Raw genomic sequence first — 25,677 nt, 5'->3', positions numbered from 1 at the left:
ATACGTGTCAAGACATATATGCTGCCGGGCGGTCGGCACCAGCGCGACGTGCGGAAGACTGAACCCATGTCGAGTGCGCTGGCCCATCTGAACGACCTCGGCGACTTCATCGCCGCTTCGCCGTCCTCCTTCCATGCCGCAGCCGAGGGTGCGCGACGGTTGTCCGCTTCGGGCTTTCAACGCCAGGACGAGACCGAGGCCTGGGACAGCTCCCCAGGGAAGCATTTCCTGGTGCGAGATGGCGCTCTGATCGCCTGGCGGATTCCGCTCGGAGCCGGGCCTACCACCGGCTTCCGGATCGTCGGTTCGCACACCGATTCCCCTACGTTCAAGCTGAAACCACGCCCCAGCATCGGCAGCTACGGGTGGCAGCAGATCGGCGTCGAGGTCTACGGCGGCCCGCTACTGAACTCCTGGCTGGACCGCGAGCTTGGCCTTGCCGGCCGGCTGGTGCTGGCGGACCGGACAACGCGGCTGGTGAGGACCGGACCGATCATGCGGATCCCCCAGCTGGCGATACACCTCGACCGCGGCGTCAATGACGAGGGCCTCAAGCTGGACAAGCAGCAGCACACCGCTCCGGTCTGGAGTGTCGGACGTCCCGATCGTGACGTTCTTGATCATCTGGCGCAGCTGGTTGGGGTTGATGCGAAGGACGTACTGGGCTACGACGTCGTCGCCTTCGACACCTCCGCGCCGGCCGTTTTCGGCCCAGGCGACGAGTTCTTCGCCAGCGGGCGGCTCGACAACCTGAGCAGCGTGCACGCCAGTCTGCAGGCGCTGGAGCGGGCATCGGAAGGGGAGCACATCGAGGTGGTGGCAGCCTTCGACCATGAGGAGATCGGCAGCGCCTCCCGCTCCGGCGCCTCGGGTCCGGTGCTGGCGGATGTTCTCGGGCGGATCGCTTCGGCGCTGGGAGCGGGCCCGGACGAACTGCATCGCGGGCTGGCGAGGTCATACTGCCTTTCGGCCGATGCCGGGCACGCGGTCCACCCCAACTACCCGGGCCGACACGACCCGGCGAACCTGCCGCTGCTGAATGGCGGGCCGCTGCTCAAGATCAATGCCAACCAACGGTATGCGACCGATGCTGTCGGTGCCGCGGTGTGGCGCCGGGCCTGCGACACCGTCGGGGTGGCGTACCAGGAGTTCGTCTCCAACAACGACTTGCCCTGCGGGTCGACCATCGGCCCGCTCACCGCCACGCGACTCGGGATCACCACGGTGGATGTCGGTATCCCGCTGTTGTCCATGCACTCGGCCCGAGAGATGGCCGGAACGGCGGACCCGCTGGCCCTGAGCCTGGCCATCCGGGCCTTCTTCAGCGGCGACTGATCATGGGGCCCACCAGGCTCCGACAATGACCAGGGCCGCTGCGACGATCAACAGCGCAGCCGAGGTCACATAGAAGATGTGCGAGCTGTTCTCGTACGGCAGGACCGGGTCAGCCGTCGTCTTGTCCTCCAGCCCGTCCGTCTTCTGCCGCACCGTCAAGTCATAGTGCGCACTGGCAAAACCCAGGTAGGAGCGACCGAGGGTCGCGGCCGAGACCACCACAATGGTGATCAGCGTTGCCCTCAGCCACCCGGGCGCATTGTTGATCGCGTTGCCGCTGAGACCCAGCAGGACGAGCAGTCCGCCGAGGCCGCCGCCGACATAGGCGCACCTTCGAAGGTAGTGATCGTAACGGGCCAGCCTGGTGAAGATGGTGTCAGTCTTGACGGATTCTGGCTCGGCGAACATCGAGCGCCTTCAGCGGCGGAAGATGTTGTTGAGTAGGAACTCAAAGATCTCCTTGACCCGGTGGATCTCGGCTTCCGTGAGCTGGGGCTCCTCGTTTGCGGCTCGGATCATGGCGCCCAGGGCAACACTCTCTGCGGTGTAGCCCTGCAGAAGTCGTTGTACGCCAGGTGGCGCGTCGACCTCGGTCACGCCGATGGCGAAGTGCACCGAATCAAGCACTTCAGGTGAGTGTTCGAGCTCAGCAGGATCGATGCCGACGTCCGCTCGACGAAGGTTCTCACCGGCCGCAACAATCGCGCGACCTAATGGGTCCTCTATGCCTGGATAGACAGCCACAACCGCCCCCTCGATCTGCAGCCCATCCCGCCATGGCCCGCGACATCATCCTTGCATCGCCGCGTGGACCCGACAAGAGTGATGGTGGCTGCCGCCGGAAGGCACAGGAGGTGTTCACCCGGGCGCCCCGGAGCGGGCGATTGGTTCGAGTCCGGCGGGACCCTTAGGCTTGACGATCGTGGCTCTAACCATCGGCATCGTCGGACTCCCCAACGCGGGCAAGTCCACCCTCTTCAACGCGCTGACCCGCAATGACGTGCTCGCAGCGAACTACCCGTTCGCCACGATCGAGCCCAATGTGGGAGTGGTGGGGGTGCCGGATCCCCGGTTGGCGACCTTGGCCGGCATCTTCCACTCCGAGCGGATCGTGCCTGCAACGGTGAGCTTCGTCGACATCGCCGGCATCGTCCGCGGCGCCAGCCAGGGTGAGGGGATGGGCAACGCGTTCCTGTCGCATATCCGTGAGGCGGAGGCGATCTGCCAGGTGACCAGGGTGTTCCGTGATGCCGACGTCACCCATGTCGACGGCAAGGTGAATCCCGGCAGCGACATCGAGACGATCTCCACCGAGTTGATCTTGGCCGATCTGCAGACGATCGAGAAGGCGCTGCCGCGGCTGGAGAAGGAAGCGCGGATCAACAAGGACAAGGTGGCGACGCTGCAGGCCGTGAAGGAGGCTCAGGAGGTGCTGAACTCCGGACGCGGAGTCTTTGCCGCTGGCCTGGATCGGTCGCCACTGCGTGAGCTGTTCCTGCTGACCGCCAAGCCGTTCCTGTACGTGTTCAACTGCGATACCGACGAGCTGGCCGACGAGGAGCTCAAGGCCCAGATGCGCGCCCTGGTTGCGCCGGCCGAGGCCATCTTCCTGGACGCCAAGATCGAGTCCGAGCTGGTCGAGATGGAGCCTGACGAGGCCCGCGAACTGTTGGCGGAGATGGGCATCGACGAGCCTGGCCTGGACGTGCTGGCCAGGGTTGGCTACGACACCCTCGGCCTGCAGTCCTTCCTGACCGCCGGACCCAAGGAGTCCCGCGGCTGGACGATCCCCAAGGGGGCCACCGCGCCCGAGGCAGCCGGGGTCATCCACACCGACTTCCAGAAGGGCTTCATCAAGGCCGAGATCGTCTCGTTCGACGAACTGGTCGAGGCGGGCTCGATGGCCAACGCGAAGGCCAAGGGCAAGGTTCGGCTGGAAGGCAAGGACTACGTCATGGCCGACGGCGACGTGGTCGAGTTCCGTTTCGCGCCGACATCCACCGCCAAGAAGTAGCGCGCCATCCGCAGCACCTGCTCGTCCTGACCCAGTCGAGCGGCGGCTCTACGGTTCACGATGGTTCCAGTCTGGCCTCCGCGCGGGTGGGAGAGAACAGTTCCACCGGGTTCCCGGAGGGGTCCTCGACAATGAGCTGCCTGCCACCGACGCCCTCGATGATGGGGCTGCGGAGGCGGACGCCCGCCTCACGGAGGGCCGCCGCGCAGCCGTCGAGGTCGTCGACCTCGACCAGGAACCGGTTCCACCCTCCTGGCTCGGGGCGCCTACCGTCAGGCAGCTGCTGTCCACCGCCGCCCTCGGAGCTGGGCGCACTCAGTACGAGGCGGAGGTCGCCTCGACTCAGCATCGCGAAGGTGACAGCGGGGTGCATCTGCTCGACAAATCCGAGGTGTCCGCAGTAGAAGGACATCGCCTCCTCCACGTCGTTGACGATGTAGCGCACGCTGACCGTAGCCAAGATCGCCTCCCTTTACGGGACAAGAGCAGCACCGTAAGCTCGCTTGAGATCAAGCATTCCAGGGCCTGATCGAACCCAGGATATGCGCTCGGACCCCGCCGCCACGGGCGGTGGACCGGCGTCGGCGGCGCTAGGGTCGTCGCTATGGTCCACCGTCTCAGCCTGGTCGAGGCCCGCCGGATCGCCGTGCACGCCCAACTGCTCGATGCGCAGCGGCCGTCCGACGTCGTCGAGGTCGTCGAGCGCCTGACGATTCTCCAGATCGACCCCACAGCGGCCATCGCACCGAGCGCCGACCTGGTGCTGTGGAGTCGGCTCGGCTCCGGCTATGACCCGGGTGACCTCGTCCGGGCGATCGAGCAGGACCGCACCCTCGTTGAGACCGTGGCCTACATCCGATCACCGCGAGACCTGGCGGCCGTGATCGCCGAGGTACGCGACGCGGAGATGTACGCCGCCGGCGCCGCGTGGCTCAAGGCGAATGAGCCGTTCCGCCGCGACATCCTGGCGCTGCTGGAGAAGGAAGGCCCGCTGCTCTCGCGCGACATCCCCGACACGAGCGTCGAGCCCTGGCCGTCGTCGGGCTGGACCAACAACCGCAACATCACCCGGATGCTCGAGTGCCTGGCCCTGCGTGGGCAGGTGGCGATCTCGGGCCGCAAGGGCCGTCAGCGCTACTGGGACCTTCCTGAGCGCGTCTATCCGGCCGCCCTGCCTCACCTCGACCGCGACTCCGCCACCCGGTACCGCAACGAGCGCCGGCTCGCGGCGCTCGGCATCGCCCGATCCACCGGACCCCAGGTCCCTGGAGAGCCGCCCTATGTCGGTGACGCAGGAGAGGAGGCGCAGGTCGACGGCATCCCCGGCACCTGGCGCGTCCACCCCGCCTATCTCGGCTTGCCGTTCGAGGGACGAACCGCGCTTCTCTCACCCTTCGACCGGCTCATCCACGACCGGGTCCGCGCCGAGCAACTCTTTGGCTACGAGTACATCCTCGAGATGTACAAGCCCAAGGCCCAGCGTCGTTGGGGATATTTCGCGCTCCCGGTGCTGCACGGCGATCGACTCGTCGGCAAGCTCGACGCGACCGCAGACCGCAAGGCCCGCGCGCTCGTCGTCAACGCGATCCACGAGGACGTCGACTTCGACCCCGACCTGGCCGCCGCCGTACGCGCCGAGATCGATGATCTCGCTGCCTGGCTCGGCCTCGAGGTCACCGGCGTCTGACCTCCGCCAGGTGGCGCCGGATTACAGTGACGCCATGACCGACAACGACTGTCCGTGGGAACCGCCGCTGGCCGGCAACGAGGTCGAGCATCTCACCGGTGCGCTTGACCGCCTCCGCACCACGTTCCGCTGGAAGGCCGACGACCTCGATGTGGCTGGCCTGCAGACCCGGATCGCCGTCTCCTCGCTCACCCTCGGTGGGCTGCTGAAGCACCTGGCGGCTGTCGAGGAGATCACCTTCACCCACAAGCTGGCCGGTGGGCGGCCGAACGCCCCATGGGACACCCTGACGGACTTCGAGGAGACCCTGACGGCCGAGGAAGCCCCGGCAGAGTTGTACGCGATGTGGGAGGCGTCGGTCGAGCGCTCGCGCGCACGCCTGACCGAGGCCCTCGCCGCTGGCGGGCTCGACCAACTGGTGGACCTTGCCGACGACGAGGGCAACCATGCCAGCCTTCGTCGGCTGCTGTGCGACCTGATCGAGGAGTACGGCCGCCACACGGGTCACGCAGACCTGTTGCGCGAGGCAGTGGACGGACGCGTCGGCGAGGATCCGCCGCCAGGCTGGCGCCCCAGGTCGACCGGCCGGCCAGCCGAGCGCTAGTGGTGAACCGAACTCGCAGGGCCAGGTACTCCCGCCGGCGTAAGCGTCGGATGGAACGTGTCGAACATGATCTCAGCGACGAGCAGTGGACCGCGTTGAAGGTGGCCTGGGATGGCTGTGCGTACTGCGGCGCGCGGGACACGCCGCTGCAGCGAGACTGCGTGCTGCCCATCTCGCGCGGCGGCCGCTACACGCTGGGCAACATCGCGCCGGCCTGCGGCTCCTGCAACGCCAGCAAGTGCAACGACGAAGTCACCGGCTGGCTGCGGCGCAAGCGGCTCGACGAGGGCGCCTTCCTGGTGCGCCACCGGGAGATCGGGACTGCGCTCGCCCTGATGTTCTCCGCTGGGGCGGAGGCCGCGGGTGAGGTGCCGGCAGCGTATACGGAACCGACCATTCATTGAGCATCGAGCCAGGCCCTTCACCAGGTCCCTCGGCCGCTGCTAGCCTCCGGAGCAGCTCGGCAGTACGAATCCCACCTCGATCCTCGCCGCTACGGAGGGTGACCACCAGTGCCCAGAATGTCCGCCGTCTCCGAACTCGCCCGCATGCTCGTCGCCGGCGGACTGTCGACCGACCCGCTGGACAGGGCTCCCACCGTGGCAGATGTACGGGCTCTGGCCAAGCGGCGGCTCCCCAAGATGGCGTTCGACTTCGTCGACGGCGGCGCCGGCACGGAGACCACCCTGCGGGCGAACGTCAGCGACCTCGCCGAGATCACCCTGCAGCCGCGTTCGCTGGTGGACGTCTCCCAGCAGTCCCTGACGGCCGAGGTCGCCGGTCAGCGGCTGCCGATGCCGCTGCTGTTGGCGCCGTGTGGACTGATCCGCGTCGTCGGCGGCGACGGCGAGCTGGCGGCCGTCCGGGCGGCGGGCAAGGCCGGGCTGACCTACACCATCAGCACCGCGTCCAGTTGGTCGATCGAGGAGATCGCCGCCGAGGCGACTGGGCCGCTGTGGTTCCAGCTGTACATGTGGCGCAGCCGTGACGTCATCAGCAGCCTGCTGCATCGGGCCACGGAGGCCGGCTGCGGCGCCCTTGTCGTCACCGTCGACGTGGTGGTCAACGCCAAACGGCCCCGCGACCATCGCAACGGCATGTCGATCCCACCCCAGGTGACGCTGCGCAATGCGGCCGGCGTGGTCCGTCACCCCTTCTGGTTCGCCAGCCTGCTGCGCGGTCCTCCGATCGGCTTCCGCAACCTGGAGGGGATGGCCGAAGGCTCGAGTGCGATGTCGCATCAGGATCTCGTGAACACGCAGCTCGCCAACGTCAGCGCCACCTGGGACGACATCGCGTGGCTCCGACGTCAATGGGAGGGTCCGCTCTTCATCAAGGGCATCACCACCGTGCAGGATGCGCTGCTCGCGGCCAGCGTCGGGGTGGACGGCATCTTCGTCAGCAACCATGGCGGCCGGCAGCTGGACGGCGTGTCGAGCTCCATCCGGGCGCTGCCGCCCATCGTCGACGCCGTCGGCGACCGGCTGGATGTGGTTCTGGACAGCGGCATCCGCTCCGGGGGCGACGTGGTCAAGGCGGTTGCGATCGGCGCCAAGGCAGCTGCCATCGGCCGCAGCTGGGTCTGGGGAGCAGCCGCAGCCGGAGACCGCGGCGTCACGCACGTGCTGGACATCTATCAGCAGGAGATCAGCGAATGCCTGACGCTGCTGGGCTGCACGGGCATCGCCGAGCTCGACCGGTCCTTCCTCCGGTTGCCCGCTGCCTGGAGCAGGTCGCGGTCGGCAGACCCGCACAGGTGACGATTCGTCGGCAGGAACCGGCCCGGTCGGGAAGGACGGAGCCTCGGGACCTTCGCCCCTGTTGCGGCTCGGATGCGCATCCGTAGCGTGCACACCACGGGGGAGGGGAGTCGATGCCCGCCCGAAGTCGCAGCGAGCAGAGGCGGATGTGATGAGATCGCAGATGAGATTGTTCCGGTGGCTCGGCCTGGTTGCCACCGTCCTCCTCCTCACCGCACTGGCGGGACCAGCGAACGCGGCCAGGGTCACCCACGAGTCGTACACGCTCACCGGCGTGACGGCCGAGGCCACCTTCTTCAGCGAGGACGGACAGGAGCCCGACGTCGGCATACCGAGAGTGTTGTACGCGATGGGTGCGGACGCGACCACGGTTCACCGGGTGCCGGGCGCCAAGCCGGAACGGACGCGTCAGCCCGCCATTCTGGCGATGGGACTGATAATGCCCGGCATCGCGCCGGCGGATGAGCCCTACCAGGCCGAGCTGTGGTGCGTGACCGAAGACTTCACCTTCACCATTGCCGACGACCTGTCCGAGGCAGCGCTGCAGATTCCCACCTGTGAGGCGCAGGTGATCGTCTTCGATCCGCAGACGGGCGAGGAAGTGCCGAATGGAGTGACAGTCACTCTCGCCGCGACGACGCGGTGGGCTGCTACCGGCCCGCTCGAGACCCAGCGGTCGCATTCGCGCTACGCCGTGGGTGGTTCGTGGACCATGGACCTGAGCCGGACCTCGATGCGGCCGGCGACAGCGGACATCACCGTGTCCGGACTTCCGAGCGGCACGTTCGAGGCAAGCACCCAGGAGGCGGTTCTGCAGACTCTGAAGGTGGCCACCTTCCAGCACCAGTAGGAACGACAGGCGTCACCCGCGCTGCTGCTCGACCTCGGCGATCCGGCGCTCGACGATCGCCCGGACGGTGGCCTCGCTCAGCGGGGCGTCAGCACTGAACTGCAGGGTCGCCCCGGACATCCGACCTTCCTGCACCTGGTCGGCCATCGCTCGGGCCAACCGCGGGCTCATCAGGTGCAGACTGCAGTGCTTCTGCGCGGCCGACATCCCCACCAGGCCGCGGCCGCGATACTTGAACACCGGGATCTGATAGCTGATCACCTCCTCGACGCCGGGAATGAGGTCGACCAGCATGCTGCGAAGCTGGCTGAGCGCTGCCCGCTGGTGCTCCGGGACGGCCCTCAGATAGTCCTCGACGGTTGCTGCTGGGTAGCCTCTGCGCACTGTCAACCCGGCTCTCTGCTGATGATCATCACCAGGTGCAAGGCTCAGGCCTCTTCGTGCCCGGCGGAAGCGGAGGCCAGCCGCTGGGTGACCTTCCGGGCCAGCACCTTTCCCCATCGAGTCGCCCGAGCGACCTCGCCGGTGACCAGCGATCCGGCCACACCGGAGACGAAGAACGTCTCGGCCGGCGCCAGCCGCTGAAACCCCAATAGCTGCAGCCTCCGGTCGGCGGCGTGCGTGGCCGATCCGGGCAGTCCGGGCTGTGCGGCCTTGGTGTCGAAGGCGACAAACGGTACGTCGCCTTCGTGCTGCAGCGTTTCGAGCCATTCTCGGACGGCGCAGCCCGAGGAGACCTGGCCTCGCGGGGCGTGTTCCCCCCGAGTGTGCTCCCGGCTGACGCTGAAGGCGTGGCTGGGGGCGCCGATCACCAGAAGATCGATGTCTGAGGCCAGTTGATGCGGGGCGTCGGACACCTCGACCACCTCGACGGTCATCTCGTCGGTCATCCCGGCGGCGACGGCTTCTGCGACCTGCTGGGTGTCACCGAACATGGATTCATAGACGACGACTGCGTGCATCTCGGTCCCTTCCGATCATGAGCATCTGCCTCAACGATGATCGGTTGCGGACAGCCGGCCAAGAGGCTTAGGTCCCGCTGGACCGGCCCGAAAGTGGGACCTTCGGGCCTGCCGCGTACGAGCGCGAATGGCTAGCGTAAAAGGTGTCCGCAATCGATGACGAGTGCTGAGTCGACAGGAGATCTGCCATGACACGAACGCAGGCCAGAGTGGGAGATCGCATCTTCCTCGCCTCGAACAGGACCGGTGTCGCGGTGCGAACCGGCGAGGTGCTCGAGATCCAGGGACCCGATGGCGGACCGCCATATCTCGTTCGCTGGACTGACGGACACACCGGACTGTTCTACCCCGGACCCGGCACCTCCGCCCAGCTGACTCCGCACGACCCGGACGGCCCGCCGGCCGCCGTGCATGAGGGGACCGCAGCCCGGGTCCGCGAATGGCAGGTGCGGGTGTCCGTGTACGAGTCGGGAGACGACACGAGCGCCGTTGCGGTGCTGTCCGGCGATACCCCGGTCGAACTCACCGCCCGTGGCTTCAGCCATCGAAGCGGCCATGATCCGGCGGTTGCGCGAATCGGCGACGAAGTGGCTGCCGCGCGGGCGTTACGGCACCTGGCGGACACCCTGCTGGAGACCGCCGCATCCGACATCGCCGGCTCCACCGGAGAGGAACCGATAATCCGGGCCACCTGACCGGGCGGTGGGGTGGAGCCGCAGCTAGAAGTAGTTGCGGATGTGCAGTTGGCGGCCGCCGAAGACGGTGTCCCAGAGCTCGTCGGTCTCAGGAGTGCCACCGCGCAGTTGACCTGCGGTCCGGAGGTTCGCACAGGACTGCACGCCGGCATAGACCAGCGCGAGCCCGCGGGCGGTGAACACCGGGCCCTGTTGGTCATCGCGCGCCACGCATTCGCCCGACCCGGCGTCGACGTGGAGCCGGTAGCCGCCGTCGTTGCCGGCCAGGAAGTCCCCCTCCAGCCGGAAGCCGAGGTCCGCCCGGATGAAGGACGGGTAGCCGCGGGCGGCGAAGGCGCCTGGAAGATCAAGAACCTTCAGCATGTAGGGGGAGGCGTGGGTGACATCCCAGTGCAAGGACGGCAGGAACATCCGGGCGGGATCGTCACCGGACGTGTCGATGCTCGTGTGACCCGTGACGCTGGAGAAGGTGCCGAACATGTTCAGCAGCGCCTGGTAGCCGTCAGCCGAGTCGGCCAGCAGGTCGAGGACGCTCAACGTCTCGTCCATGCTGGTGCCGTGGCCGCGGTTCCAGCAGGCGTAGCCGATGATCGTCCCCGACCCGTCGACGGCCACTGTGACACCGGTGTACTGGGCGAGGAACTCCGCCGCCGGTTGCTGGAAGGACACTCCGCGTCGGCTCAGCGGGCCGTTCTGCGCGCTGGCCCACCGGTCGTACACCTGCTTGATGCTGTCGTGGTCCTCGGCTGTCGCACGGCGCAGGGTGATGGAACCCGGCGCGCGCACGGTGGAGAGAACCGCGGTCGGCACGCGCACGGTGAAGAAGTCGCCGACCACCTCATACCCGAACCGGCGGTAGATCCGCGGGGCACTCGGGTACAGCGTCGAGATCACGGCTCCGCGTCGGCGCGCATGCTCGAGCATCTCATCGAACAGCGGGGTCAGCAGGCCGCGACCGCGGTACTCGGCGACGACCGTCACACCGGCGATACCGGAGGTCGGCACCAGCGCACCGCCGAAATGGGAGTCGAACTCGCGGTCGATGGTCCGGGCCGCCAGCACCTCCCCGTCGTACGCGCCGAACTGCGTCTGACCCACCGTGGTCAGGGTGGCCGGCTCGGTCGGGGGAGTCCTCGGGGCGCCGAATGCCTCATGGCTGAGTCGCCGTGATGTCTCGGCGTCGGTCTCGGTCAAGATGCGGATCGGAAGGCTCATGGCACCATCCTTGCCGATCATGGCCGGCCGTCGGCCGCCGGGCACGCGATCAGCGGTCCCGAGGCTGTCTGTCGAGGAACTCCAGCACCTCGGTCTCGTCCACTCCGGGGAACGCTCCGGCCGGCAGCGCCGCCAGCAGGTTCGACTGGACCCGTGCGCTCGGCCAGCTCAGGCCGGCCCACCGTTCGGCCAGCTCGGCCGGGGGCGTCGAGCAGCACCGCGGGTCCGGGCACCGGGAGGTGCCGCGGTGCGGCGTACCGCGGCCGCGGAACCACTTCACGTGCTCGTATGGGGTGCCCACCGCCACCGAGGTCGCCTCGCGCTCACCGCGGCTGGCCGCGGCCGTGCACCAGTAGGTCCCGGTGGGGGTGTCGGTGTACTGCTGGTACGACGCCGACCAGTCCGCCTGCTCGAACACCTGCCGAGACGTCCAGTAGCGACAGACCCGCTGCCCCTCGACCGAACCCGAAGGGTCGGTCGGGAACTGCACACCGTCGTTCGAGTACGCCTTGTAGATGACGCCGTACTCGTTGATCCGAGTGAAATGCACGGGGATCTGCAGGTGCCGGGTGGCGAGGTTCGTGAAGCGGTGGGCGGCCATCTCGTTGCTGACCAGGAAGTGGTCCCGCAGGTCCTCGATCTCGATGTCCTTGCGCAGCTTGGCCTGCTGCAGGAACTCCACCGCCCAGCGCTCGGGGACCAGGGTGGCCGCGGCGAAGTAGTTGACCTCGACCCGCTGGGCCAGGAACTCGGCATAGCTGCCGGGCGGGCGATGGCCCAGGGCGATGTGCCCGAGTGCGGCCAGCGCCAGCGTCCGCTGCTCGGCGCCGTCAGCGGCGGGGAGGAAGATCCGGTGGCCGGCCAGGTCGGTGACCGTCCTCGTCGATGCCGGCAGATCGGAGACGGTGTGCAGCGTGAAACCCATCACCTCGGCAATGCGGGTGACGCCGAAGCGGGTGAGCGGGCCGCCCTCGTGGTCGATCCTGCGCAGTAGCGCGTCCGCCGCCTGTTCGATCTCCGGGAAGTAGTTGTCGGACGCGCGCATCCGGGCGCGCAGGTCGGCGTTCGCCCGCCGCGCATGCTCGGGGGTGGTGTCACGTTCGGCCTTCACGGCCGCCAGCGCCTGATGCAGCGCGACCAGCGACTCGAGCGCGTCGAGCGGCAGCCTGGGCCCGGTGCGTACCGGCCCGATGCCCAGCTCGCTGAACTCCGCCGACCGCTGCGCCCGCTCCAGCTCGATCTCCAGCTTGGCGCGACGACTGGGCGCATCGGCGGACAGGAACTCGGCCAGCTCCGTCTCCAGCGCTGCGGCGATCGCACCGAGGGTCGACACCCGCGCCTCACGGCGACCGGTCTCGATCAGGGACAAAGCCGACGGTGAGATGCCCACCCGCTGGGCGACCGCGTCCAGCGTCTGACCGCGGCTCTTGCGCCGGTGCCGGATTCTCTTGCCGATGGTCAGCGCATCCGGACCCTCGCCGGCCGAACCACGGGCCGTCAGCGAGGCGACCGGAGCGGGGGAGACGAGTCTGCGGGGGGCAGTAGCGTCAAGAAAGTCATTCCTTGACGTGGGCTCGGAGGGAGATGCGGGCATACTGTGATTTCACCACGGGAACGGATTGTGGACAACTGGTCATTTGATGCAAGAAACGGACTTCTTGACCGGGGCTGTCGATTGTGACATGGGCGGGTCGCGACCAGAGTCGAACCAGAGCATCCGACCCACGCCGACCACGAAGGGATGGCAGCCCATGACCAGCACCATCAACCCGACCGAAACCCAACGCCCACGACCGGACTCAGGGCCGGTCACCCCGGCCCGGCGGGCGGAGCTTGAGCTTCGGCGGGACTGGGCCACCAACCCGCGTTGGGCCGGTGTGCAGAGGACCTACACGGCAGCCGACGTCGTCGCTCTCCGCGGATCGCTGGTGGAGGAGCAGACGTTGGCCCGGTACGGAGCCGAGCGACTGTGGCGGCTGCTGCACCAGCGCCCCTTCGTTCGGAGCCTGGGGGCGTTGACAGGAAACCAGGCCGTGCAGCAAGTCAAGGCTGGGCTCGAGGCCATCTACCTGTCCGGCTGGCAGGTCGCCGCCGACGCCAACCTGGCCGGCCAGACCTATCCCGACCAGAGCCTCTATCCGGCCAACTCGGTGCCCGCCGTCGTCCGGCGGCTGAACAACGCAATGTTGCGCGCCGACCAGATCGACTGCGCCGAACGGGGTGGTCCCGGTGACCAGCCGGCGTCCCTGATCGCGCCGATCGTCGCTGACGCTGAAGCCGGTTTCGGCGGTCCCCTGAACGCCTTCGAGCTGATGAAGCAGATGATCGCCGCCGGCGCCGCAGGTGTTCACTGGGAGGATCAATTGGCTTCGGAGAAGAAGTGTGGGCACATGGGCGGCAAGGTCCTCATCCCCACCCGCCAGCACATCCGGACGCTCAACAGTGCGCGGTTGGCTGCAGACGTGATGGGCGTGCCCACCTTGGTGATCGCTCGGACCGACGCCCTGGCGGCCGGCCTGCTGACGAGCGACGTGGACCCCGTCGACCAGCCGTTCTGCACGGGTGAACGTACGGCGGAAGGCTTCTACCGAGTGCGTCAGGGTCTGGAGCCGGTGCTGGCCCGCGCCCGGGCCTACGCGCCGTACAGCGACCTGATCTGGGTGGAGACGGCGAAGCCCGACCTGGGTCTGGCGCGCGAGTTCGCCACCGAGCTGCACCGCGACTTCCCCGATCAGCTGCTCGCCTACAACTGCTCGCCGTCGTTCAACTGGAAGGCCGCTCTCAGCGACCGCGAGATCGCCACCTTCCAGGACGAGCTCGGCGCACTGGGCTACCGATTCCAGTTCATCACGCTGGCCGGCTTCCACGCCCTCAACCACTCGATGTACACCCTGGCGCGGGGATATGCGCACAACGGGATGACCTCCTATGTCGCGCTGCAGGAACGCGAGTTCGCTGACGAGCAGCACGGCTATACCGCCACCCGCCACCAGGCAGAGGTCGGCACCGGCTACTTCGACCGGGTGACGACCGCCTTGAACCCCGACAGCGAGACCACCGCGCTGGCCGGGTCCACCGAGACCGAACAGTTCCACTGAAATCCAGAAAAAGGACCTTGACATGACGATCATCGAACAACGGCCCGGCCTCTCCACCGTCGCCCCGACCCCGGCCGCCCCAGCAACCACCCTCACCCCCTCGGCACCTTCACCCTCCGGCAGGATCGTGGTGCACGGAGCGATGGCTCCGAGGTTCGAGCAGATTCTGACCCCGGCAGCACTCGACTTCGTGGCCGAGCTGCATCGGCTCTTCGCCGGCCGCCGAGCGGAGATCCTGGACGCCCGTCGGAGGCGCCACGAGAAGATCAACGCCGGGCTGGAGCTGACCTTCCGGCCCGACACGGAGGAGATCCGTCGGGACCCCGGGTGGCGGGTGGCCTACCCCGGACCAGGACTGGAGGACCGGCGCTGTGAGATCACCGGTCCGACGTCACGCAAGATGACCGTCAGCGCTCTCAACTCGGGTGCACGGGTCTGGATGGCCGACTTCGAGGACGCGACCTCACCGACCTGGTTCAATGTTGTGGACGGCCAGCTCAACCTGTATGACGCCATCCGTCGACAGATCGACTTCACCGCACCCGACGGCAGACGTTATGCGCTGGTGGATCGGACGCCGACGATCATGGTCCGGCCGCGCGGCTGGCATCTGTGCGAGAAGCACCTGACCGTTGACGGGCAGGCCATCCCGGCGGCCTTCGTCGACTTCGGTCTGTACTTCTTCCACAACGCCCGGACCTTGATCAGGACCGGTCGGGGTCCCTACTTCTACCTGCCCAAGCTGCAGTCCCATCACGAGGCGCGGCTGTGGAACGACATCTTCTGCTGGGCACAGCAGCAGCTGCGGATCCCGCACGGCACGATCCGGGCAACCTGCCTGATCGAGACCTTCCCGGCCGCCTTCGAGATGGAGGAGATCCTCTATGAGCTTCGTGATCATTCCGCCGGGTTGAACGCCGGCCGTTGGGACTACATCTTCTCCATGATCAAGAACTCGGCGGAACGCGCCGACCGGGTACTGCCCGACCGGAGCCAGGTGACCATGACCGCGCCGTTCATGCGGGCCTACACCGAGCTGTTGGTGAAGACCTGCCATGCACGCGGAGCCCACGCCATCGGAGGTATGGCCGCCTTCGTGCCCGGTCGGGATGACCCGGCCGCGACTGCCGCAGCCCTGGAGAGGACCAGGGCCGACAAGGTGCGGGAAGTCTCGGACGGGTTCGACGGATCCTGGGTGGCGCACCCGTTGCTGGTCGACACCTGCACCCGGGCCTTCAACCAGGTGCTGGGAGAGCGTCCGCACCAGCTGGGGAGGCGTCGTGACGATGTCTCGGTGACGGCCGCCCAACTCGGCGACCTGAGTGACGTCGGCGGGACGATCACGATGGACGGGGTCCGGACCAACATCCGGGTCAGTCTGCAGTACCTCGCCGCCTGGGTTGGGGGACAGGGCGCGGTCGCCATCGACCACCTGATGGAGGATGCCGCCACCGTGGAGATCTCGCGGATGCAGCTGTGGCAGTGGATCCGGCATCAGGCGGTCACCATCGACGGTACCGCCATCACCCACGAGCTGGTCGCCTCCTGCATCGACCAGGAGATGGAGCGACTGGCTGACCCGGATGACTCCGATCGGCACACCCGGCTGGTCGCCGCCCGGGACATCCTCGAGCACTCCTGCCTGGTCGAGCGTTGGCCGTCCTTCTTCACCACCTACGCCTACGCCACCTACCTGGTCCATCGGGTCACTCCGTGACCTCCTTCCCCTCGATGAGTTCCGCGCACGCGCCGTGAGTTCCTCGTACGTGCCCTGAGCTCCTTGCACGCGCCCTGAGCTTGTCGAAGGGGCTCTTCGACAGGCTCAGAGCGCGTGATTCGGAGTACGCGTCCGCTCCCTGAGCTTGTCGAAGGGGCCACGCGTGTACGGCTCTGCGACAGACTCAGAGCGCGGGGTCCGGGCAGGGTGCGTGGCCTGAGCGGGCCGGGACCGGTTAGGTTCTGTCCATGCCCAGCCTGCTGCGGTCCGAGGCACAGACACGTGCCGACCTGGTCTCCGTCGACCACACTCACGTCGTCCTCGATCTGACAGGTGCCGGTGACCACTTCCGCTCGACGACGACCATCACCTTCAGCGGGCGTCCTGGGTCGTCGACGTTCGTGGACTTCAAGGGGGCCGAGCTGCTGGGCGCCACGCTGAACGGTTCCGAGCTGGACCCGGACAGCTGGACCGACGGTCGGTTGCCGCTGCCGAAGTTGGCTGCACAGAACACCCTCGTGCTGGTCGGTCTGATGGCCTACTCCAGCGACGGCGAGGGGCTGCACCGGCACGTCGATCCAGCTGATCATCAGACCTACCTCTATGCCATGTCGTTCCTCGACGCCGCGCCGCGATGGTTCGGCTGCTTCGACCAGCCGGACCTCAAGTCCAGCTATACGTTCGACATCACCGCGCCGGCTGACTGGACCGTGCTGGGCAACGGGCCGAGCGAACGCGTCGGCGAGGGTCGTTGGCGGATCACTCCCAGCAGGCCGTTGTCGTCCTACTATGTGACGCTGGTCGCCGGACCCTACGCGTCGTTGTACGACCAGCACGACGGCATCCCTCTCGGCATCCACGTCCGGGCCTCGCTGGCGGAGAGCCTGGCCGCCGAGGCGGCCGACATCTTCCACGTCACCAAGGCGTCCTTCGACTACTTCCACCGGGTCTTCGGCGTGCGCTACCCGTTCGGCGAGTACCACCAGGCGTTCGTGCCCGACTTCAACGCAGGCGCAATGGAGAATCCCGGCTGCGTGACCTTCCGCGACTCCTACATCTTCCGGGCTGCGGCCACCACCTCCGAGCGAGGGACCCGGGCCGGCACGATCGCCCACGAGATGGCGCATATGTGGTTCGGGGACCTGGTCACCATGCGCTGGTGGGATGACCTGTGGCTGAACGAGTCCTTCGCCGAGTACATGTCGCACCGCGCCTGCACCGAGTCGACCGACTATCCGCTCTGGGTGGAGTTCGGCATCCTCCGCAAGGACTGGGGGTCCGTCGCCGACCAGGCACCGTCGACCCACCCGGTGGCAGGCAACGGGTCAGCGGACGCCCAGTCCGCCCTGAACGACTTCGACGGCATCTCCTACGCCAAGGGCGCCGCCGTGCTCCGCCAGCTGGTCGGCTACCTCGGCGACGAGACCTTCTTCGCCGGCCTGAACGCCTACTTCACCGAGCATGCCTTCGGCAACGCCGAGTTCGCCGATCTGATCTCCGCCTGGACCAGGGCCGGGGCCCGCGACCTCGGGCGCTGGGCGGCGAGCTGGCTGCAGACCGCCGGACTCGACACCCTCACCGCCGTACCGGACCTGCAGCAGATCAGGATCGCCAGGGTCCCACCTCGCCAGGCACCCGCCGACCGGACGCATGCGATCAGCGTCGCGGGTCTGGACAGCACCGGTGCCGAGCTGTTCCGCACCCCGGTTCTGGTGTCGGGAGCCGAGACGACGATCGCGCTCCCGGCGCCGGCATACGTCGTCGTCCCCGACGCCGGCGACGAGACCTGGGCCAAGATCCGGTTCGGTGCGGAGGGCTGGTCCAGGGTGGGACCGCTGCTGCCCGGCATCGCCGACGACGCGACCCGGGTCGTCGTCTACAACAGCATCCGCGACGGTGTCCGCAACGCCGAGCTGGCGCCGGCGGAGGCACTGCAGATCATCCTCGAGTCCGTGCCCAGCGAACCACACGACATCGTCGTCCGCGATCTGCTGACCTTCGCCCAGACCGAGCTGGCCGGTCCGTACTGCCCACCGGCGATCAGGGCCTCCCGCCGACGGGCGGTGCACCAGACCGCACGCGAAATCCTGGATGGTTCCGGCCCGGGCTCTGATCGTCAGCTGGCCGCGTTCCGGATCGCCGTGCGCAGCAGTGACGACCCACAGCTGCTGCGCGACTGGTTGGCCTCCCGGCAGCTGCCGCCAAAGCTGAGTCTCGACCCGGAGCTGACCTGGTCGCTGGTCAGCCGGCTGAGCCTGCTGACCGGGGAGGAGGCGCTGATCGACGAGGCACTCCGGGCCGACCCGTCGGCAGCCGCCCACACGCACGCGGCTCGGGCGAGGGCCAGCCTGCCGACCGAGCAGGCGAAGGCCGCGGCCTTCGAGCTGCTGATGCGCCCGTCGGAGGCGAGCGCCTACACCGTCTACGCCACCGCACGCGGGTTCTTCGAGCCGTCCCAGAGTGATCTCACCGCCCCGTACGTCGATCGGTACTTTGCCGAGATCGTCGACACCGCCAAGTTCCGCACGGGCTGGGCGCTCGGCCGCGCGGCACTGCTGTCCTTCCCGTTCTCCGCGGCGGACGAGAGCACCCTCAAACTGGCCGAGGAGACGCTGAGGAACGACGACCTTGCCGCACCGCTGCGCCGGTCACTGGTGGACGGCACCGACGAGCTCCGGCGGGCGGTGACTTCCCTGCTGAAGTTCGGATAGGCCGCCTGGCCTCGCCATGTCTGCCAAGATACTGACAGGTCACAATCTTGTTGCGTGTTGTGCCGCCTGCGCACGAGGACTTGCTCTTAATAGTTTGATGACCTACAACTAGTGCGTTCAACCGTGCCCCCTGTACACGTCCGCGTGTGGCACCTAACAGCGTCCGTGATCCGGACAACCCTTGGAGGAGGACATCACATGCGAGGAAAAACTCGCGCGATGGCCGCAGCCGCCTTTGCGTCTCTCGCCCTTGTGGCGACGGCGTGCGGTGGCGGCGGCACTGCCCCGCAGACCGGCCAGAGTGCCGGATCGACGGGTGGGGAAATCACGATCCGGGGGTGCACCCCGAAGGTCGCTCTTATCCCGGGCAACACCAGCGAGACCTGTGGTGGCAACGTGATCGACGCTATGACGTCGAAGCTCGTCCACTACGACCCCGAGACGGCAGCCCCCACGAATGACATCGCCGAGTCGATCGAGACCAGCGACAACCAGAGCTTCACCGTCAAGCTCAAGAAGGGCTACAAGTTCCAGGACGGGACCGAGGTCAAGGCGAAGAACTTCGTTGACGCCTGGAACTACACCGCGTACGGCCCGAACGGCCAGGCCGGCAGCTACTTCTACGCCCCCTTCGAGGGCTTCGGCGACGTGCAGTGCCTCGACCCGGACTGCAAGGGCAAGCCGAAGGTCAAGGAGATGACCGGCCTGAAGGTCGTCGACGACTACACCTTCACCATCAAGACGACCGAGCCGGTCTCGAACCTGCCGGTTCGGCTGGGCTACTCCGCCTTCTCGCCACTGCCCGACTCGTTCTTCAAGGATCCGAAGGCGTTCGAGGACAAGCCGATCGGTGCCGGTCCCTACAAGCTGGACAGCAAGTCGACCACAGAGATGGTGCTGAGCAAGTTCGCTGACTACTCCGGCGCCTTCAAGCCGAGCGTCGACAAGGTCACCTTCCGGATCTACGCCGACACCAACGCCGCCTACGCGGACGTGGTGGCCAACAACCTGGACTTCACCGACCAGATCCCACCGGACCAGCTGGTGGGCGAGGCCTACAAGTCCGACCTGCCGGATCGCAACGCGGTCAAGGAGAGCGGCCGGTTGACCTGGATCACCTTCTCCCCGAACGACCCGCAGCTCAAGGACAACGTCGCGCTGCGCAAGGCCATCTCCCGGGCCATCGACCGCAAGCTGATCGCCGACAAGATCTTCAACGGCACGGTCGTCCCCGCCACGGGCTGGGTGTCCCCAGTCGTCGACGGCTACAAGGAAGGCGCCTGTGGCGACTCCTGCACCTTCGACGCGGCAGCCGCCAAGAAGGCGTTCGACGCGGCAGGTGGCTACAAGGGCACCCTGACGATGACCTACAACGCTGACGGCGCCGGCAACAAGGAATACTCCGAGGCGGTCTGCAACTCGATCAAGAACGCTCTGGGCATCAAGTGCGTCGCCCAGGCGACGGTGGACTTCGCGACCTTCCAGAAGAAGATCGACGACAACACCATGAAGGGCATCTTCCGCAGCGGTTGGCAGATGGACTACCCGTCGATCGAGAACTTCCTGACTCCGATCTACGCCAAGGGCGCCGACTCCAACTGGTCGAAGTACAACAGCCCCACCTTCGCCAAGCTGCTCACCCAGGCGGCGGCCGCCAAGACCCCCGACGAGGCCAACAGCCTGTACCAGCAGGCAGAGGCCCAGCTCGGCAAGGACTTCCCGACCGCGCCGCTGTGGTACCCGTCCACGGTGGTCGGCTGGTCGGACAACGTGACCGATGTCAAGGTCACCGCGTTCGGCACGCTGGACCTGGTCAGCATCAAGAAGAAGTAGTCCGCAAACACGTGGACTGATTGGTCGGCCCGCCGGAACTTCCGGCGGGCCGACACTATTGTGGCCAGTGGCGCAGTGTTGCGCCGAGCAGGGAGAGGACCTCGGTGTGGGCAAGTACGTTGTCCGGCGAATATTGCAGATGATCCCGGTTCTGCTGGGCTCTACGTTTCTCATCTATGTGATGGTCTTCGCGCTCGGTGATCCCACCATCGGTCGGTGCGGGGAGAGACCGTGCCCGGCCGCCTACATCGCCAAGTTCAAGGCGGACTACAACCTGGACAAGCCCGTGATCGTGCAGTACGTCCTCTACATGGGGCAGGTGCTCAAGGGCAACCTCGGCACCAACTTCTTCGGCAACGCGGTCTCGGAGGAGCTGGCCGTACGGTGGCCGACCACCGCCAAGCTTGCCGTCATCGCCATCACCTTCGAGATCGTCATCGGCATCATCGCGGGGGTGCTCGCCGGCATCCGCAAGGGCAAGTTCGTCGATACGTTGGTCACGGTCAGCACCCTCTTCGTCATCTCCATCCCGGTCTTCGTGATCGGCAGCGTGCTGCAGCTGCTGCTGGGCATCCGGCTCGGCATGTTCCCGGTGACGGCCACCCAGGGCACGTTGAACCAGCTGATCCTGCCCGGCTTCGTGCTCGGGTCGCTCTCGGTGGCCTACGTCGCCCGGCTGACCCGGACCAACCTGGTGGAGAACCTCCGGGCCGACTACGTCCGTACGGCCAAGGCCAAGGGGCTGACCCGCGCCCGGACGGTCAGTGTGCACACCCTGCGCAACTCGCTGATCCCCGTCATCACCTTCATCGGGGCCGACTTCGGCGCCCTGCTGGGAGGCGCCATCGTCACCGAGCGGATCTTCAACGTCAACGGGGTCGGTGGCTTCCTCTTCCGCAGCATCCAGCAGAAGGACGGCGTCTCGGTGGTGGGGACCGTGGTCTGCCTGGTGCTGGTCTACCTGGTGATGAACCTGATCGTCGACCTGCTCTACGGTGTTCTGGACCCGAGGATCTCCCATGACTGAACCCATCACCGCCGACGAGACGACCGGCGCCGCGGGCGCCCTGATGGCGGCCGATGACACCCGCAACGAAGCCACCTCGCTGTGGGCCGACGCATGGCGCGAGCTGCGCCGCAAGCCGTTCTTCTGGATCTCGCTCGCCCTCATCCTGCTGTTCGTGGTGATGGCGGCTTTCCCGCAGATCTTCACCAGTGTCGACCCATACCACGCCGACCTCGCCCACGCCCGCGAGAAGCCGTCAGCCAAGGCCATCTTCGGCTTCGACGGGCAGGGCTACGACGTCTACGCCCGCACCATCTACGGTGCCCGGTCTTCGATCCTGGTGGGCATCTTCGCGACCCTGTTCACCACTCTGCTGGGCTCCGTGATCGGCATCGTCGCCGGGTTCTTCGGTGGCTGGGCTGACGCGCTGCTGAGCCGGATCGGCGACATGTTCTTCGCCATCCCCCTGCTGCTCGGCGGCATCCTGATCCTGTACACCTTCCCCAGCGACCTGAACACGCCCTATCTGCTGGTCGTCGGCAAGGTGGTCCTCGCCCTCGGGATCCTCGGTTGGCCCAGCATCGCCCGGCTCATGCGCTCGAGCGTGCTGCAGGTGAAACCCAATGACTACGTCCAGGCGGCCCGGGCCCTGGGTGCGAGCCCGAGCCGGATCATCATGTCCCACATCCTGCCGAACTCGCTCGCCCCCGTCATCGTCGTGGCGACCATCAACCTGGGCGCCTACATCGCCGCAGAGGCGACCCTGTCGTTCCTCGGGATCGGACTGCAGCCGCCGGCGATCTCCTGGGGGCTGGCCATCTCCGAGGCGTCCGGGATCGGACTCATCCGCGCGGCCCCGCACATGCTGCTCTTCCCGAGCCTCTTCCTCTCGGCGACCGTGCTGGCCTTCATCATGCTGGGTGACGCCGTCCGCGACGCCCTCGACCCCAAGCTCCGTTGAGAGGCGACATGTCGCAGACATCCAAGATCGAGACGCTCGGCAGCCGCAGTGAGTGGCAGCCGCGCGACGGGTTGCTGCTCGAGGTGGACGACCTCTATGTCGAGTTCCGCACGGCCTACGGCGTGGCCAAGGCCATCAACGGCGTCAGCTTCGAGCTGCACGAGGGTGAGACCCTGGCCATTCTCGGCGAGTCGGGCTCGGGCAAGTCCGTCACCGCCCAGGCGGTGATGGGGATCCTGGACACCCCGCCGGGCTACATCACCGGTGGCGAGGTGCGTTACTGCGGCAGGAACCTGCTCGCGTTGAGCGAGAACGTCCGGCGGAAGGTGCGCGGCGCCGAGATCTCGATGATCTTCCAGGACGCCCTGTCCTCGTTGAACCCGGTCTTCCCGGTCGGCTGGCAGATCGCCGAGATGTTCCGCCAGCATCGCGGGACCAACAAGTCCGACGCGATGGCGGCGGCCGTCCGGTTGATGGAGCGCGTCTCCATCCCGGGGGCGGCCCAACGTGTCAAGGCGTACCCGCACCAGTTCTCCGGCGGTATGCGACAACGGATCATGATCGCAATGGCGATCGCCCTCGACCCGGCTGTGCTGATCGCCGACGAGCCGACCACGGCCCTTGACGTGACCGTACAGGCGCAGATCATGCAGTTGCTGCAGGATCTGCAGGCCGAGCGGAAGATGGGCCTGATCCTGATCACCCACGATCTCGGTGTGGTGGCCGACGTGGCCGACCGGATCGCGGTCATGTATGCCGGCAAGCTGGTGGAGAAGGCTGAGGTCTTCGACCTCTACGCCAACCCGGCCCACCCGTACACCAAGGGACTGTTGGAGTCGATCCCGCGGCTGGACCAGAAGGGACAGGAGCTGGCCGCCATTGGAGGCCTGCCGCCGAACCTGACCAGGATCCCGCCCGGCTGCCCGTTCAACCCCCGCTGCAAGTATGCCCAGCACATCTGCGCGGAGGACCCGCCGCCGCAGCTGCTGGAGGTCGGGTACCGCAGAATGAGCGCCTGTCACTTCGCCGACGAGCTGGTCAGCGGCACCGGCCCGAAGATCACCCGGTTGCAGGACGTCACCGGCGAGGACCTGCCGGGGCTGGCGTCCGAGGATGCTCCCTCGCCGGAACGGACGGGGTACGAAGGAGGTGAGCTGCGATGAGCGGCGAGGTCATCCTCAAGGCGGAGAACCTGGTCAAGTACTACCCGATCAAGGCTGGTGTGCTGCGCCGGACCGTCGGTCAGGTCAAGGCCGTCGACGGCGTCTCGTTCGAGCTGCACCGGGGTGAGACGCTGGGCATTGTCGGCGAGTCGGGCTGTGGCAAGTCCACTCTCGGCAGGATGCTGATGCGGCTGGAGGAGCCGACCGGCGGGACGCTGACCTTCGACGGCGTCGACGTCTACTCCCGCAAGGGATCGGCGATGCGCAAGCTGCGGCGGGACATCCAGATCGTCTTCCAGGACCCCTACACGTCGCTCAACCCGCGCAAGACGGTCGGAGACATCGTCGGCGAGCCGTTCGAGATCCACCGTGACGTGGTGCCGAGGAGTGGTCGGCGCAGGCGCGTCCAGGAGCTGCTGGAGCTGGTCGGGCTGAGCCCGGAGCACATCAACCGCTACCCGCACCAGTTCTCGGGTGGCCAGCGGCAGCGGATCGGCATCGCCCGCGGCTTGGCGCTGAACCCGAAGGTGATCGTCTGCGACGAGCCGGTGTCGGCCCTGGACGTCTCGGTGCAGGCCCAGGTGGTCAACCTGCTGGAATCGCTTCAGGACGAGCTCGGCCTGGCCTACGTCTTCATCGCCCACGACCTGTCGGTGGTACGGCACATCTCCGATCGGGTGGGTGTGATGTACCTCGGCAAGATGGTCGAGCTTGGCGATGAGGACCAGATCTACTCGCGACCCACACACCCGTACACCCAGGCGCTGCTCTCCGCCGTTCCGGTGCCGGATCCGACCCGGCGCGAGTCGAGGGCGCAGATCGTGCTCACCGGCGATGTGCCCAGCCCGGCCAACCCGCCCAGCGGCTGCCGCTTCCACACCCGCTGCTGGAAGGCTCAGGAGCGGTGCTCGGTGGACGAGCCGCTGCTGATCATGCGACCGGACGGGTTGTCCGAGCACGAGTCCGCCTGTCACTACGCCGAGGCCAAGCAGATCGTCTGAGTTTCGCCCTTCGACAGGCTCAGGGCGCGTGGGAATGAGCTCAGGGCGCGTCGCGGAGTGGCTCAGGGTGCGTCGGGGCGCGTGAGATGCCTGTCCACCTCGGCGGCGGTCGGAGGCGACACGTAAGGTGTCAATCGTGACTTCTGTGAATGCTGAGCCGTCCGCCCGGCGGCTGTTGTTGGTCCATGCCCATCCCGATGACGAGGTGATCGGCACCGGCGTCACGATGGCCAAGTATGTGGCCGAGGGTGCCCAGGTGTCGCTGGTCACCTGCACGCTGGGGGAGGAGGGCGAGGTGCTCATCCCCGATATCGCCCACCTGGCGGCCGACAAGGAGGACGACCTCGGCCAGCATCGCCACGGCGAGCTCACCAACGCTATGAGCGTGCTCGGGGTGACCGATTTCCAGCAGCTGGGCGGCATCGGGCGCTACCGGGATTCCGGCATGGCCTGGGACGAGCAGCGTCGCGCTGTCGCACGCGACGTCCTCCGTGACGGCATCTTCTGGACTGCGGACCTGCTGGAAGCGGCCAACGACCTGGTCTCCGTCATCCGCGACCGCCGACCCCAGGTTCTGATCACCTACGACGAGTACGGGCTGTACGGTCACCCCGACCACATCCAGGCCCACCGGGTCGCCATGTATGCCTACATCCTGGCCGGCGCCGCGTCCTACCGACCTGATCTCGGCGCAGCGTGGACGATCCAGCGGGTGCTCTGGACGGCGATGAGCGAGAGCGAGATGCGTGAGGGCATCCGGCTGCTGCGTGCGGCGGGTGACACCGAGAGCTGGGGTGGCGCGGACCCCGATGGCGAGATGCCGCCGATGGCGAGCCCCGACTCGGCCATCGATGCCGAGGTGGACGGCCAGCCGTACGCCCACCTGAAGATCGAGGCCATGCGTGCACACGCGTCGCAGGTGGAGACCGAAGGCTGGTTCTTCGAGGTGGCCAAGGTGCTCGGAGACCGGGCCTGGGCCCGGGAGTTCTACCGGCTCGCAGCGGGGCAGCCGTTCCCGCAGACGGACGGCTGGGCCGACGACCTGTTTGCCGGCCTCGAGTAGCC

General features: G+C 67.3%; 24 protein-coding genes. 17 read left to right on the top strand and 7 right to left on the bottom strand.

The window, feature by feature from the left end; genetic code table 11:
- Positions 1-66: 66 nt before the first annotated feature.
- The gene (locus tag JOE57_RS04485; protein WP_204916593.1) at positions 67-1,335 is read left to right on the top strand and encodes a M18 family aminopeptidase; all 1,269 of its coding nucleotides are present in this window, start codon (positions 67-69) and stop codon (positions 1,333-1,335) included.
- Here the strand turns inward: JOE57_RS04485 and JOE57_RS04480 are convergent, their stop codons facing one another.
- A complete protein-coding gene (locus tag JOE57_RS04480; protein ID WP_204916592.1) occupies positions 1,336-1,743 on the bottom strand; it encodes a hypothetical protein in 408 nt (135 codons plus the stop codon).
- A 9-nt stretch (positions 1,744-1,752) separates the two neighbouring features.
- Positions 1,753-2,079 carry a hypothetical protein gene (locus JOE57_RS04475; protein WP_204916591.1) on the bottom strand — a complete coding sequence of 109 codons (327 nt, stop codon included), beginning with the start codon at positions 2,077-2,079 and terminating at the stop codon, positions 1,753-1,755.
- A gap of 178 nt (positions 2,080-2,257) precedes the next feature.
- Between JOE57_RS04475 and ychF the strand changes: the two genes are divergently transcribed.
- Positions 2,258-3,349 carry a redox-regulated ATPase YchF gene (ychF, locus tag JOE57_RS04470; protein ID WP_204916590.1) on the top strand — a complete coding sequence of 364 codons (1,092 nt, stop codon included), beginning with the start codon at positions 2,258-2,260 and terminating at the stop codon, positions 3,347-3,349.
- A 55-nt stretch (positions 3,350-3,404) separates the two neighbouring features.
- Here the strand turns inward: ychF and JOE57_RS04465 are convergent, their stop codons facing one another.
- Positions 3,405-3,809: a VOC family protein gene (locus JOE57_RS04465; protein ID WP_204916589.1), complete on the bottom strand. Its 405-nt coding sequence runs from the start codon at positions 3,807-3,809 to the stop codon at positions 3,405-3,407.
- Positions 3,810-3,953: 144 nt separating this feature from the next.
- Here JOE57_RS04465 and JOE57_RS04460 point away from each other — a divergent pair, with 144 nt between their 5' ends.
- The 5 genes from JOE57_RS04460 to JOE57_RS04440 all read left to right on the top strand — a co-directional run bounded on the left by JOE57_RS04460 (position 3,954) and on the right by JOE57_RS04440 (position 8,250).
- Positions 3,954-5,036 carry a DNA glycosylase AlkZ-like family protein gene (locus JOE57_RS04460; RefSeq protein WP_204916588.1) on the top strand — a complete coding sequence of 361 codons (1,083 nt, stop codon included), beginning with the start codon at positions 3,954-3,956 and terminating at the stop codon, positions 5,034-5,036.
- 34 nt (positions 5,037-5,070) lie between these two features.
- On the top strand, positions 5,071-5,640 hold the full coding sequence (locus tag JOE57_RS04455) for a mycothiol transferase (protein WP_204916587.1): 570 nt from the start codon (positions 5,071-5,073) through the stop codon (positions 5,638-5,640).
- 50 nt (positions 5,641-5,690) lie between these two features.
- A complete protein-coding gene (locus JOE57_RS04450) occupies positions 5,691-6,044 on the top strand; it encodes an HNH endonuclease (protein WP_204916586.1) in 354 nt (117 codons plus the stop codon).
- Positions 6,045-6,161: 117 nt separating this feature from the next.
- A complete protein-coding gene (locus JOE57_RS04445) occupies positions 6,162-7,400 on the top strand; it encodes an alpha-hydroxy acid oxidase (RefSeq protein ID WP_239579175.1) in 1,239 nt (412 codons plus the stop codon).
- A 163-nt stretch (positions 7,401-7,563) separates the two neighbouring features.
- Positions 7,564-8,250 carry a hypothetical protein gene (locus JOE57_RS04440; RefSeq protein WP_204916584.1) on the top strand — a complete coding sequence of 229 codons (687 nt, stop codon included), beginning with the start codon at positions 7,564-7,566 and terminating at the stop codon, positions 8,248-8,250.
- A 12-nt stretch (positions 8,251-8,262) separates the two neighbouring features.
- On the opposite strand, the gene JOE57_RS04435 is transcribed toward JOE57_RS04440, so the two are convergent.
- Together JOE57_RS04435 and JOE57_RS04430 are read right to left on the bottom strand one after the other, a co-directional pair.
- Positions 8,263-8,634: an iron chaperone gene (locus tag JOE57_RS04435; RefSeq protein WP_338041393.1), complete on the bottom strand. Its 372-nt coding sequence runs from the start codon at positions 8,632-8,634 to the stop codon at positions 8,263-8,265.
- 44 nt (positions 8,635-8,678) lie between these two features.
- On the bottom strand, positions 8,679-9,212 hold the full coding sequence (locus tag JOE57_RS04430) for a flavodoxin family protein (protein WP_204916582.1): 534 nt from the start codon (positions 9,210-9,212) through the stop codon (positions 8,679-8,681).
- A gap of 188 nt (positions 9,213-9,400) precedes the next feature.
- On the opposite strand from JOE57_RS04430, the gene JOE57_RS04425 reads away from it, so the two are divergent.
- Entirely contained in the window at positions 9,401-9,907 is a 507-nt protein-coding gene (locus JOE57_RS04425) for a dsRBD fold-containing protein (protein ID WP_204916581.1), read from the top strand.
- Positions 9,908-9,931: 24 nt separating this feature from the next.
- On the opposite strand, the gene JOE57_RS04420 is transcribed toward JOE57_RS04425, so the two are convergent.
- Together JOE57_RS04420 and JOE57_RS04415 are read right to left on the bottom strand one after the other, a co-directional pair.
- The gene (locus tag JOE57_RS04420) at positions 9,932-11,122 is read right to left on the bottom strand and encodes a GNAT family N-acetyltransferase (protein ID WP_204916580.1); all 1,191 of its coding nucleotides are present in this window, start codon (positions 11,120-11,122) and stop codon (positions 9,932-9,934) included.
- A 49-nt stretch (positions 11,123-11,171) separates the two neighbouring features.
- A complete protein-coding gene (locus tag JOE57_RS04415; RefSeq protein WP_204916579.1) occupies positions 11,172-12,716 on the bottom strand; it encodes a helix-turn-helix transcriptional regulator in 1,545 nt (514 codons plus the stop codon).
- A gap of 157 nt (positions 12,717-12,873) precedes the next feature.
- On the opposite strand from JOE57_RS04415, the gene aceA reads away from it, so the two are divergent.
- The 9 genes from aceA to mshB all read left to right on the top strand — a co-directional run bounded on the left by aceA (position 12,874) and on the right by mshB (position 25,675).
- The gene (gene aceA, locus JOE57_RS04410; protein WP_204916578.1) at positions 12,874-14,220 is read left to right on the top strand and encodes an isocitrate lyase; all 1,347 of its coding nucleotides are present in this window, start codon (positions 12,874-12,876) and stop codon (positions 14,218-14,220) included.
- Positions 14,221-14,242: 22 nt separating this feature from the next.
- Positions 14,243-15,937, top strand: a complete 1,695-nt coding sequence (gene aceB, locus JOE57_RS04405; protein ID WP_204916577.1) for a malate synthase A — start codon at positions 14,243-14,245, stop codon at positions 15,935-15,937.
- Between the two features lie 248 nt (positions 15,938-16,185).
- The gene (gene pepN / locus JOE57_RS04400; RefSeq protein ID WP_204916576.1) at positions 16,186-18,648 is read left to right on the top strand and encodes an aminopeptidase N; all 2,463 of its coding nucleotides are present in this window, start codon (positions 16,186-16,188) and stop codon (positions 18,646-18,648) included.
- Between the two features lie 198 nt (positions 18,649-18,846).
- Positions 18,847-20,481 carry a peptide ABC transporter substrate-binding protein gene (locus tag JOE57_RS04395; protein ID WP_204916575.1) on the top strand — a complete coding sequence of 545 codons (1,635 nt, stop codon included), beginning with the start codon at positions 18,847-18,849 and terminating at the stop codon, positions 20,479-20,481.
- 106 nt (positions 20,482-20,587) lie between these two features.
- Positions 20,588-21,508, top strand: a complete 921-nt coding sequence (locus JOE57_RS04390; protein WP_204916574.1) for an ABC transporter permease subunit — start codon at positions 20,588-20,590, stop codon at positions 21,506-21,508.
- Between the two features lie 43 nt (positions 21,509-21,551).
- Complete coding sequence (locus JOE57_RS04385) at positions 21,552-22,448, top strand: ABC transporter permease (RefSeq protein WP_204920209.1); 897 nt, start codon at positions 21,552-21,554, stop codon at positions 22,446-22,448.
- A gap of 8 nt (positions 22,449-22,456) precedes the next feature.
- On the top strand, positions 22,457-23,611 hold the full coding sequence (locus JOE57_RS04380; RefSeq protein WP_204916573.1) for an ABC transporter ATP-binding protein: 1,155 nt from the start codon (positions 22,457-22,459) through the stop codon (positions 23,609-23,611).
- Positions 23,608-24,612 carry an ABC transporter ATP-binding protein gene (locus JOE57_RS04375; protein ID WP_204916572.1) on the top strand — a complete coding sequence of 335 codons (1,005 nt, stop codon included), beginning with the start codon at positions 23,608-23,610 and terminating at the stop codon, positions 24,610-24,612. Before JOE57_RS04380 ends, JOE57_RS04375 begins: the two co-directional genes overlap by 4 nt.
- A gap of 136 nt (positions 24,613-24,748) precedes the next feature.
- Entirely contained in the window at positions 24,749-25,675 is a 927-nt protein-coding gene (gene mshB, locus JOE57_RS04370) for an N-acetyl-1-D-myo-inositol-2-amino-2-deoxy-alpha-D-glucopyranoside deacetylase (protein ID WP_338041147.1), read from the top strand.
- Positions 25,676-25,677 lie beyond the last annotated feature (2 nt).

Origin of the sequence: Microlunatus panaciterrae (genome assembly GCF_016907535.1) — a bacterium.
GTDB classification, from domain to species: Bacteria; Actinomycetota; Actinomycetes; order Propionibacteriales; family Propionibacteriaceae; genus Microlunatus; species Microlunatus panaciterrae.
This window is presented reverse-complemented; position numbering and strand designations above follow the sequence as displayed.

Bases quoted from the DNA above. Each gene is read 5' to 3' on its own strand.
- JOE57_RS04485 (WP_204916593.1), top strand. From the start codon at position 67: ATGTCGAGTGCGCTGGCCCATCTGAACGACCTCGGCGACTTCATCGCC.
- JOE57_RS04480 (WP_204916592.1), bottom strand. From the start codon at position 1,743: ATGTTCGCCGAGCCAGAATCCGTCAAGACTGACACCATCTTCACCAGG.
- JOE57_RS04460 (WP_204916588.1), top strand. From the start codon at position 3,954: ATGGTCCACCGTCTCAGCCTGGTCGAGGCCCGCCGGATCGCCGTGCAC.
- JOE57_RS04455 (WP_204916587.1), top strand. From the start codon at position 5,071: ATGACCGACAACGACTGTCCGTGGGAACCGCCGCTGGCCGGCAACGAG.
- JOE57_RS04450 (WP_204916586.1), top strand. From the start codon at position 5,691: ATGGAACGTGTCGAACATGATCTCAGCGACGAGCAGTGGACCGCGTTG.
- JOE57_RS04445 (WP_239579175.1), top strand. From the start codon at position 6,162: ATGTCCGCCGTCTCCGAACTCGCCCGCATGCTCGTCGCCGGCGGACTG.
- JOE57_RS04440 (WP_204916584.1), top strand. From the start codon at position 7,564: ATGAGATTGTTCCGGTGGCTCGGCCTGGTTGCCACCGTCCTCCTCCTC.
- JOE57_RS04430 (WP_204916582.1), bottom strand. From the start codon at position 9,212: ATGCACGCAGTCGTCGTCTATGAATCCATGTTCGGTGACACCCAGCAG.
- JOE57_RS04425 (WP_204916581.1), top strand. From the start codon at position 9,401: ATGACACGAACGCAGGCCAGAGTGGGAGATCGCATCTTCCTCGCCTCG.
- JOE57_RS04420 (WP_204916580.1), bottom strand. From the start codon at position 11,122: ATGAGCCTTCCGATCCGCATCTTGACCGAGACCGACGCCGAGACATCA.
- JOE57_RS04415 (WP_204916579.1), bottom strand. From the start codon at position 12,716: ATGCCCGCATCTCCCTCCGAGCCCACGTCAAGGAATGACTTTCTTGAC.
- aceA (WP_204916578.1), top strand. From the start codon at position 12,874: ATGACCAGCACCATCAACCCGACCGAAACCCAACGCCCACGACCGGAC.
- aceB (WP_204916577.1), top strand. From the start codon at position 14,243: ATGACGATCATCGAACAACGGCCCGGCCTCTCCACCGTCGCCCCGACC.
- pepN (WP_204916576.1), top strand. From the start codon at position 16,186: ATGCCCAGCCTGCTGCGGTCCGAGGCACAGACACGTGCCGACCTGGTC.
- JOE57_RS04395 (WP_204916575.1), top strand. From the start codon at position 18,847: ATGCGAGGAAAAACTCGCGCGATGGCCGCAGCCGCCTTTGCGTCTCTC.
- JOE57_RS04385 (WP_204920209.1), top strand. From the start codon at position 21,552: ATGGCGGCCGATGACACCCGCAACGAAGCCACCTCGCTGTGGGCCGAC.
- JOE57_RS04380 (WP_204916573.1), top strand. From the start codon at position 22,457: ATGTCGCAGACATCCAAGATCGAGACGCTCGGCAGCCGCAGTGAGTGG.
- JOE57_RS04375 (WP_204916572.1), top strand. From the start codon at position 23,608: ATGAGCGGCGAGGTCATCCTCAAGGCGGAGAACCTGGTCAAGTACTAC.